The sequence below is a fragment of the Streptomyces sp. NPDC007205 genome, from assembly GCF_040634095.1.
In the GTDB taxonomy this organism is placed as follows: domain Bacteria; phylum Actinomycetota; class Actinomycetes; order Streptomycetales; family Streptomycetaceae; genus Streptomyces.
This window is the reverse complement of the sequence record NZ_JBEYEW010000094.1, coordinates 1-7495: the sequence shown is the minus strand read 5'-3', so window position 1 is coordinate 7495 and position 7495 is coordinate 1. Positions and strand designations below refer to the sequence as shown.

The following is a 7495-nucleotide window of genomic DNA, read 5'->3' as shown; positions in this document are numbered from 1 at the left end:
GTGGCCACGAGGTACGACAAGCTCGCCGTCCGCTACGAAGCGACCGTGCTGGTCGCAGCCATCAACGAGTGGCTATGACCAGCACTTTCACAACAGGCCCTAGCGGCATCTGGCCCAGGTCGACGACACGATCCTCTCGCTGTACGCACGGGGCATGACCACTCGCAACATCACCGGGCACCTGAAGGAGGTCTACGACAGCGAGGTCTCTGCGGCCCTGGCGTGGAAGATCACCGATGCGGTCGCGGACGAGGTAACTGACTGGCAGAGCCGACCGGTCGGCGAGGCCTGACCATGGGCCATTCCGGTCACCCGGCGCTGCCTTCTTCATGAGCTTGGCCATGAACCGCGCTCCGCAGCCTTCGCGTCCCGGGGGAAATGGATCAAGGTGTCGAGAACGTGCCCGTCCTGGTCGACGGCACGCCACAGGTGATGCCGCACCCCATTGACCTTGATGAACACCTCGTCGAGGTGCCATTTGTCACCCGGCCTGCAGGGACGCAGGGCGACCGCGTACGCCGCGGCCGAACCGGTCACACCACTGCCGGACGCTCTCGTGAAAGACGACGATCCCGCGGGCCGGCAGCAGCTCCTCGACCTCACGGAACCGCAGCGGAAAGCGGTGATACAGCCACACCGCGCGCGAAATGATCTCCACCGGGAACCGGAACCCACGGTACGACGGCAACCCCGTCACCACCGCAGCCCCACCCGTGAAGATCAACAAACCCGACAACCATCCCGGATCCGCGACACCCTCAAGTTGACGACGCTGTGGTGAGGCCAAGCCGTACGGCGTCTGCCAGACACTCGAGCTCGCACACAGTATCTCTGGCTGGAAGGGCTTCCTTGAGCTTCCAGGCGATCGTCACCCAGACGGCGAGGAGAGTCCGCCGTGTAATCGTTCGACGGGTGGTGGGCGGGTTATGTGGGACTTTCATGAGGTCATGGCTGCCCTGGCCTGCCCCTTGTCCATGCCGGGACCGGGATGCCGGGCGTGTCGCCGGCGCGCCGTATTTCGGCAGGGACGCGGTCCGGGCTGCGCCGCCGTACGGACAGGACAGATGCCGGGTACTGTCGGGGAAGCCGGCCTGTCCGTCGGGCGGAAGGATGAGGCGTTACCGTCCTGCCAGTCGCCGCTGTCCTCTCATTGCTTCAGGTCTGGCGGGGCACCTTGAGCTGGTCCCAGGTCCGGCGATCGGGGTACCCGTGTGCGGCCTGGCGGGTGCGTCCCTGCTCGCGCTGCCAGCACGCGTACGAGGCCCGGTCGGCCTCGCCCCATCGTGGTCCGGGCCCGACCGTGTACCGGCCGCAGCCGACGGCGACGAGACGCTCACCCATCGCGGTGATGATGGGTGAGTTGGTGCCGGTGCGGAAGAACGCCGCGCCGGGAAAGGGCTCGTATCGACTGGCTGATGCCGTGCTCCTCGTGGTGGTGTCACTATCGGCGGCCGCGGTGGCAAGGCGGCCGGCGATGCGCTTGCGCATCGCCGGCATAGAGAACGACGGGTCGATTTTCCGGCTGGTCCACTCCTTGTGGCCGATCACCGATGTGGCATGCCAGTCGTGGGCCCGGCAGATCGCGGCAGCCGTCCGCTCGACAGCCGCCAGTTGTGCCCGCGGGTACAGGTCGCGGCCGTCGCCGAGGTTTTCGATTTCGAAGCCGTAGAAGAAGCTGTTGCCATCAACCTGGTCGCGTCCTGGACTGAGCGGAATCCTCCGGTCGGCCGTGACGTCGTTCAGGACGGGGAGCGAACCGCGCCCCGCGTGGTTGGTCCGGCCGTAGCCGACGAGGTGGACGGTACCGTCCTTGGCGATGAGACCGATGCATAGCGGGCCGGGTAACTGCATGTAGCCTTTAATTACTAACTCCAGTGAGTCACGGCCGGCCGTGTGGTGGAGCATGATGCCCCGGACATCGCAAAAGGGGCCCATGTGGTCGCGGTTGTGTGTGCGCCAGTGGCCGTGTTGCCGGACCATGACGCCCTCGCGCCTGAGGGCGTCCAGGAACTTCGCGGCAGACAGCGGTAAGGACACGTAGCCTCCTGGATGATCAGGGTTCGTCTTCAGCGTTGTCCGGCAACACGGCACGAAAACCATCAGCCAGGGTGAACCATGACGGTCATGGCCCGGCATGTTCGAGTGAGAACGCCGGAGTCGTCAACTTGAGGGCGTCGCGGATCCGGGATGGTTGTCGGGTTTGTTGATCTTCACGGGTGGGGCTGCGGTGGTGACGGGGTTGCCGTCGTACCGTGGGTTCCGGTTCCCGGTGGAGATCATTTCGCGCGCGGTGTGGCTGTATCACCGCTTTCCGCTGCGGTTCCGTGAGGTCGAGGAGTTGCTGCCGGCCCGCGGGATCGTCGTCTTTCACGAGAGCGTCCGGCAGTGGTGTGACCGGTTCGGCCGCGGCGTACGCGGTCGCCCTGCGTCCCTGCAGGCCGGGTGACAAATGGCTCTCCCTGCGAGTGGCAGTACCTGTGGCGCGCGGTGGATCAGGACGGCCATGTGCTCGACATCCTCGTGCAGTCCAAACGGGATGCCAGGGCCACCAGGCGGTTCATGGGCAAGTTGATGAAGAAACAGCGCCGGGTACCGCGGGTGCTGGTCACCTACGAGTGCCGCTCCTGCGGCGCCGCGCACCGTGAGCTGATCCGTCAACACCGCCGCTCCCACAAGGGCCTCGACAACGCGCCGAGAACAGCCACCAGCCAACGAGGCAGCGCGAACGCGCGATGAAAGGCTTCCGCTCACCCCGTCAGCCCAACCAGGCGAGGGAGTGCGAAAACCCGGACTGGAAGCCAGACGGAGCCCGGCGGACTTCCCACCCATACACCGGCCCGCGCGGATGGCATAGCGCCGCCGCCAGTCGGTGGTTTTCTCGTCCTTCCTCACCTGCGTCTGGATCTTCTGCTGGGGCTCGGTCAGCAGGAAGATGTGGCGCCCCTTGCCGTCGATATTGCCGATGTACTCCAGCCTGTCGCGCATTCCCGGCATGCCTTGCGAGGAAAGAAGACGGACAGGCGGGGGTGTCCGTCGCCCAGGGTTGGTTTCCAGGGCGGGCTGGTGATGCCGTGCGGGCAGGCCAGGGTGCGGGCCTCCCAGTCGATGTGGAAATCCTCTTTGGTGAAGCCCGGCCGCTGGGCGGCCTGCAGGTCGGCCCGGACCGGCCCGAGCACGGGGATGCCCCATGTGACGGCGGCTTGGTGGATGCTGTCCGGGGTGACGTAGCCGCCGTCGACGATGTGCTCAAGGTGGCTGAAAGCGCTGGCGGGTCAGCTGTTTGTGGATGTCGTCGAGGGCATCGGCGTCCTGCTGTGGCCCCGGCGGCGACTACCTGGACGATGACGTTCGGCTCGTCTCGTCACAGGTTTCTGTCTGGTGGTCCCGGTAGCCGATCCAGTCACGCTGGCCGACCGCGGGCGGGTCGCAAGGCGGCCCGTGGATCGGAGATCGTGGTGAGGCGCCGTCGTCTGCGGTGCCGGCCGACCAGTCCGGCGGTCCGGGTCAGCCGCGCGGCACGGCGGCGGCCACATCCGCTGCCTTCCCGCCGGAGCACGGCATGCGCCCGCGGTGCTCAGCAGGTTCCGCGCGAGCGCGTAGGAACCTGGGTGATTTGCTCGGTCAGCTCAGCGTCACGGACGGCGCGGGGGCCTGGGGCACCGGTGCGGCGGGCGCAGAAGGCGGCACGGGAGACCTGCAGCAGTTCACACGCCTGTTTGATGCTGTGACCGCCCTGCCTTTTCCGCCTCGATGAACGGGTGCACCGTCACCGGCCTTCGCGTCGAAAGCCGTGGCCCGCCTGAGGACCTCCACGTCCTCCCGCAGCCGGCGGTTCTCCCGCCGCAGCGCGGCCAGCCCCTCACCTTCACCGCTGGTCAGGCCATCGCGCTCTCCCGCGTCGGCCCCAGCCCGCTTGACCCCGTCGCGCACCGCGGCCTCCGCCGGACCGAAGTCCTCGGCGAACTGACCGACCGAGCGGTCACCACACCGGCACAGCTCCACGGCCTCGGCCCTGAACCCGGCATGAACGACCAGCGAGGGCGGGGCTCCTTCTTCCCCATGCTCTCCATAACGGACATCCACCCGGGGCCGAACCCCTGATCACGGACGTCCGTCAAAGCACATCAAGCCCGACCACCGCAATATGTCACTACCGACAACGCCAGTCCTCACAATCCATCACTCGGGCTCCGGTGCGAGGTGAGCCGGCCATAGACGATGAAGCGGCCGGTGCTGCCATAGCGGGGGGTGCAGGTGGTGAGCGTGATCAAGCGGTCTCTCGGGTTGGCGCCGTGGCCTTGGTCAGGGCGGAGGACCCAGTCGGCGTCGGGCGAGACACGCTGAGTGCTGGTGACGACATAGGTGTAGCGGCCGGTGGGGGCCGTTACGATGATTTTGTCACCCGGTTTGACACGGTCAGGCAGGTCGGCGAAGGGCTCGAACCCTGAGAGTGACGAGCGGTGTCCGGCAACAGCGTAGTTGCCAATTTCTCCGGGGCTGGCGGTGCTGGTGTAGTGGCCCAGCCCTTTTGCCAATTGCTTGTCGGTCGTGCCGTTGTAGACGGGATAGGCCCAGTGGGAGCCGAGGGCAGGGATGCGCATCACTGCGTTGGCGTTCGTGCTGCTTTTCGGAGAGGCGCCGGGGCCGCGGCTGCTACGGGTCAGGTCACGTTCGATTCGGGCAGTGCGTACCAGCTGAGGACGACTGGGCTGGGGGTCGGTGCCCCAAATCAGCCAGGCTGTATAGCTGCCTAACACCAGCCCTGCTGCAAGGACGAGTCCAGCCATTGCCGCGAGCAGAGCGCGAGCAGGGCGCGCCTGTTGGGTGATGCGCATCACGGATTGGACCCCGCTTTCTGGTTGTTACGCATGTACATCCGGGCAAGATACAAAGCGGCAGCGGCCGGTCCTGCGATGAGCAGTACTGGTAGGACGCTGTGACTGAACCACAAGCAGGCTCCGGTGAGAGCCAGAGCGAACAACGTGTGAACGCCCGGTCTGCTTCCCCCTCTATCGACCAGATGAACGACACAAACAAACAAAACCATGAACCGATAATATCTACATATAAACCTGGATGGCGCGTCATATGCGCCTCAGGTTCCTCTTGTGCCAGTGACATTCGAATTCAACCTCATAGACGAGCCGCACACGTGCCGCGGCCCCCGTAGGCGGCCTCAGGGCGCGGCCGGAACAATCCGGCCGCGGTCCGAGGTGCGCGAAACGTGGCGAGCCCGGTAACGCCGACAGATGAACCGCATCTACCGAAGGCTGGGGGCGTTTGCTTCAGAGGCCGCTGCGGATGGTCGGATAGACGCATACACCTGCGCCGCCCAGCTGAATCCGCCCGTTGTGGCCGCCGGCACCATCCGTCAGGCAGCCTGAACGCTTCAGCCTCATGTACACCGCCCCCCTGCTAGTTCTGCCTGTGCCGGCTCTGGAGCGCAGTCAGCCCCAGTAAGCCGCTCACCACCAGAATCGCCGCGAGGAGCGTGAACCAGCCCAGGCCGAACGTCACCGCAAGCTGTGACCCATTGTCGTACAACGCAACCTCCAGATTATAGGAAACTGACTCATAAAGTATCATTAAATAGGCATATTATGACGCTCGCTGTCCCGCACTCTCTCAAGGCCACCCATCTGAGAGTTGGCCTGCTCCGTTCAGCCCAAAAGGACGCTCGACGAGACGGCCACCCAGGTCCAGGAAGTATTGCGCCGGGCGCAGACCTGCCAACCGGCCATTCGAACAGGCGATGACCCGCCAGAGGCTGGTGCCCCTGGCGACCATGCATTCGACACATGGGCATCCCGCCGCCAGCACTCGTTTGACGACCTTTTGTGATCCAGGGTCTGTGCGTCCTGATCGACCCGAGGGCTGGGACGTCGAGGCGTCTGAACAAGCGCGCACCCACAAGTGCCATCAGCCCAGCGGCATGAGTACGGCTATGGGTCCCGTACCCCCTCGACCGAGGGTAGGGGGTACGGGACCCTGCGGAGGAAGGAGGGTTCAACACCTCGTCCCAGAAGGAAGAGTCTTTCCAAAGGAGACATGTGACGCCGTAGGTCACCCGATTGGCACCACCCTCCCGTCGTTGTTGCAGAGGTGACAACTACCGCTATGCGGCGCAGGCAGGCCCCCTGGCAGGTCCTTGCCCCAGTGTGTACGCACCCTTTCGCTTGCGTCGACTGGCTGAGATGCGGCACATCGCCGCACCCCGCCAGGCAAGTTGACCGTCAGGCTCGCGTTCGCGGCGGCACCTGAATCTCCACGGTGAACCGCGTGAGCGGAAGGGCTGGAGCACCTCACTCGTTTCGATCACCTGATCGTCATGCGTCGGGCGTATACAGCTCTCGTAGGCGTGTACTTCCCACTGCAAGCTCTGAGGGTGGGTAAGAGTGAGAGTCAAATGGGCTCTCGATGTATTCGCGACGCGCGTCCGCGTTTGGTGCGATGCTTCAGGAAGCACAATCCATTAGCTGAGTTTCAATTAAGAGAAAAGTGCCCTATGCGTATCTGCGCTATTGCTGTCGCTTCTGCTGCCGCAGTAATTTCCACCCTGCTGCCAGCGGCCTCTGCCGCAGCTGACGAGTCATCCACCGGCGATGTTAAAAGCAACCCTGTCACGGCTATGCTATTGACGAAGGCCCAGTCTGGCATCAATCCCACTCCGCCGCCGGACCGGTGGGTAGTGTTGGGTTGTCATCCTACGTGGAGCGTGGGGCATCCCGGGGCCCGGGAGGCGTGTCCGACGCTGGATTCCGTCGCAGGGGACTTCGGGGAACTCAACGTCAATCCACACGGCCTGTGCTGCAAGATTTACAAGCCTGTGACCGTGACTGCCCAGGGCTGGTGGCGAGGCAAGAAGGTCTCATACGAGAAGACCTTTACAAACTCCTGCGAACTGCAGAAAACCACCGGCGCTGTCTTCGCATTTTGAGCCGTCGCGGTTCCGTCAGCCTTCGGTTCCGGGCGCGAGCTGGTGAGGGTGAGCCGCTGGATGGCTCATGGGCCTGGCCGCCCGGATCTCGCGGACTCGACCCCCATGCAGGAGAAGCGATTCGATTGCTGCTGTTAGAAACGGCGAGACTGGGCTGCCGACGTTGATCGGCGATGCGCGGGCGATATCTGACGGCGTCCTGTGACAGTCGACCTCAGTGGCGCCGCGCCGCCGTGCTGATCGGCCGCCGGGCTTCGGTCAGCTGCCAGAGCGAGGAAAGGCCGCGCGGAGGGCCCTTTCGGCATCGCCTACCAGGCCCTCATCAGCCGGGATCTGGGCCACTGGGGTCTGGTGACGAGATCGCTGCCACGCGGCAGATCAACGGCCTCCAGGCCGCCGTGGAGGCTCGCCTCGCGAAGGGGCCGCTGGCTCTCGGCAAGGAGATCGCCGAGTTGGATGGCCCTGAGGCTTTTCAATTTGGCCACCGATCGGGTGACGAGGCCGGTCGAGTAACGGGCGAGGCCCTCGGACTGTTGAGCGAGATGTCTGAAGTCTCAA

Annotated in this window: 4 protein-coding genes and 4 pseudogenes; 4 read left to right on the top strand and 4 right to left on the bottom strand. The window is 64.9% G+C overall.

Going from position 1 to position 7495, the window contains the following annotated elements; all coding sequences use genetic code 11:
* Window positions 1-121: 121 nt before the first annotated feature.
* Window positions 122-280, top strand: a pseudogene (locus tag ABZ624_RS41400) (transposase); the annotation flags it as partial.
* A 68-nt stretch (window positions 281-348) separates the two neighbouring features.
* Here the strand turns inward: ABZ624_RS41400 and ABZ624_RS41395 are convergent.
* Window positions 349-724 (bottom strand): annotated as a pseudogene (locus ABZ624_RS41395) (DDE-type integrase/transposase/recombinase); the annotation flags it as partial.
* Between the two features lie 431 nt (window positions 725-1155).
* Complete coding sequence (locus ABZ624_RS41390) at window positions 1156-2037, bottom strand: peptidoglycan-binding protein (protein ID WP_360100644.1); 882 nt, start codon at window positions 2035-2037, stop codon at window positions 1156-1158.
* Between the two features lie 190 nt (window positions 2038-2227).
* Between ABZ624_RS41390 and ABZ624_RS41385 the strand changes: the two are divergent.
* Window positions 2228-2750: pseudogene (locus tag ABZ624_RS41385) on the top strand (IS6 family transposase); the annotation flags it as partial.
* 650 nt (window positions 2751-3400) lie between these two features.
* Here ABZ624_RS41385 and ABZ624_RS41380 read toward each other — a convergent pair.
* A pseudogene (locus ABZ624_RS41380) lies at window positions 3401-3562 on the bottom strand (hypothetical protein); the annotation flags it as partial.
* Window positions 3563-3750: 188 nt separating this feature from the next.
* Between ABZ624_RS41380 and ABZ624_RS41375 the strand changes: the two are divergent.
* Entirely contained in the window at window positions 3751-4101 is a 351-nt protein-coding gene (locus tag ABZ624_RS41375) for a hypothetical protein (RefSeq protein ID WP_360100641.1), read from the top strand.
* Between the two features lie 68 nt (window positions 4102-4169).
* On the opposite strand, the gene ABZ624_RS41370 is transcribed toward ABZ624_RS41375, so the two are convergent.
* Window positions 4170-4835: a class E sortase gene (locus tag ABZ624_RS41370; RefSeq protein WP_360100647.1), complete on the bottom strand. Its 666-nt coding sequence runs from the start codon at window positions 4833-4835 to the stop codon at window positions 4170-4172.
* Between the two features lie 1493 nt (window positions 4836-6328).
* On the opposite strand from ABZ624_RS41370, the gene ABZ624_RS41365 reads away from it, so the two are divergent.
* Window positions 6329-6937, top strand: a complete 609-nt coding sequence (locus tag ABZ624_RS41365; RefSeq protein ID WP_360100638.1) for an SSI family serine proteinase inhibitor — start codon at window positions 6329-6331, stop codon at window positions 6935-6937.
* Window positions 6938-7495: the final 558 nt, after the last annotated feature.